This window comes from Micromonospora sp. NPDC002411 (assembly GCF_053592955.1).
The window spans coordinates 1-1985 of the sequence record NZ_JBSFBM010000590.1 but is presented as its reverse complement, the minus strand read 5'-3'; the positions used below and the strand labels follow the sequence as shown (position 1 = coordinate 1985).

At 73.8% G+C, this 1985-nt stretch carries 2 protein-coding genes; both read left to right on the top strand.

The features are described 5' to 3' along the window. Positions 1 to 638: S1 family peptidase (locus ACWCO3_RS34225; RefSeq protein ID WP_450014128.1), on the top strand; the 638-nt coding region annotated here is incomplete at its 5' end. An 84-nt stretch (positions 639 to 722) separates the two neighbouring features. Beyond that, positions 723 to 1748 carry a sugar kinase gene (locus ACWCO3_RS34220; RefSeq protein ID WP_450014126.1) on the top strand — a complete coding sequence of 342 codons (1026 nt, stop codon included), beginning with the start codon at positions 723 to 725 and terminating at the stop codon, positions 1746 to 1748. The last annotated feature ends 237 nt before the right edge of the window (positions 1749 to 1985 follow it).

The following is a 1985-nucleotide window of genomic DNA, read 5'->3' as shown; positions in this document are numbered from 1 at the left end:
CGCTACGGGCGGTGGCCGACCGGGCCGGGGCGCTGCTACGCCGCGAGCCCGGAACGCTGCGCCCCCTGATCGCGGCCGGGCAGGGGATCTACGGCGGCGGGGCGCGCTGCTCGCTCGGTGCGAACGTGCGCAGCGGCAGCACCTACTACGTGGTCACCGCAGGGCACTGCACCAACGCTGCCGGCACCTGGTACGCCGACAGCGCCCAGACCACAGTGCTCGGCACCCGCACCGCCAGCAGCTACCCGACCAACGACTACGGCCTGATCCGCTACACCGGTCGGATCGCCCACCCGAGCGCCGTCTACACCTACCCCGGTCTGCTGACCATCTACGGTGCCGGCAACGCGTACATCGGGCAGGCGGTGTGCCGCAGCGGCAGCACCACCGGGGTGCGCTGCGGCACTGTCACCGGGCTCAACCAGACCGTCAACTACTCCACCGGCGTGATCTACGGCCTGATCCGCACCAACATCTGCGCCGAGCCGGGAGACAGCGGGGGACCGCTCTACGTGGCGTCCACCGGCACCATCATCGGCATCCTCTCCGGCGGCACCGGCAACTGCACCGCCGGCGGCACCACCTTCTACCAGCCGATCTCGGAGGTGCTGGCCGCGTACGGGCTGACGTTGCCCTGACCGGTGACGCGACGGGTTGCCCGTCTCGCACCTGACACCTAGGCTCGGCGACGCCCAGGACCCCGCCGCGAGGACGTGTGCCCGATGCCGACCGACCCCCGACAGGTTCGCTCGACCACCCCGGCCGGCCGTACGCCGGTCGAGGTCGCCGCGGTGGGGGAGACGATGGTGGTGCTCTGCCCCGCGCCCGGTGAGCCGTTGGAGCACGCCGAACGGGTCGCCGTCTCGGTCGGCGGCGCGGAGTCCAACGTGGCCGGTTACCTGGCCCGACTGGGACACCAGGTCGCCTGGGTGAGCCGCGTCGGCGACGACCCCTTCGGCCGGGCCGTGGTCCGGCACGTCGCCGCCGCCGGCGTCCGGGTGGACCAGGTGGTCGTGGACCCCGCCGCCCCCACCGGCCTGTACCTCAAGGACCCGGGCCCGGAGGGCACCGCCGTGCACTACTACCGGGCCGGGTCGGCGGCCTCCCGGATGGACCCGGGCACGCTTGCCGACCCGGGGCTGAGCGGTGCCCGTGTGCTGCACCTGTCCGGCATCACCCCGGCGCTCTCCGCCTCCTGCCGGGCGCTTGTCGAGCACGCGGTGACCGCCCGCCCGCTGGCCGGCTCACTGGTCAGCTTCGACGTCAACCACCGGGCCCGGCTGTGGTCCGTCGAACAGGCCGCACCTGTGCTGCGTGACCTCGCCGACCGGTGCGACCTGGTGTTCGTCGGTCAGGACGAGGCGCAGACGCTGTGGGGCACCACCGACCCGGCGGCCGTACGCCGGTTGTTGCCCACCCCGCAGACGGTGGTGGTCAAGGACGGCGCGGTGGGCGCCACCGCGTTGCGCCACGACGCCGAGCCGGTCTTCGTACCCGCGCCCCGGGTGACCGTGGTCGAGCCGGTCGGCGCGGGAGACGCGTTCGCCGCCGGCTACCTGGCGGGTCTGCTGCGCGACCTCGACCCCGTGCGGCGGTTGCGCCTCGGCCACCTGATGGCGGCGCAGGCGTTGACCAGCAGCGGCGACAACGCGCCCGTTCCGCCGTGGGCCTGGTTCGAGGATCTGCTCGCCGCCCCCGTCGAGGCCTGGTCGCCGCTCGACCTGACCGGCACGCCGACGCCGGTCTGAGGCGTCGGGTTCCGGCCGGACCACCAGGCAACCGTTTCACCGCGATCTCGGATGGAGTGCACCATGACCACAGCGGACTTCGACCACATCTTCGGCGGCGCCCGGGTGATGGCCATCCTGCGCGGCCTGCCGGTCGCCGAGACCGTCCGGCTCGCCGAGCGCGCCTGGGACCTCGGCATCGACGTGGTGGAGGTCCCGGTGGCCACCGCCGACGCGGTGCCCGCGCTGCGCGCCGCC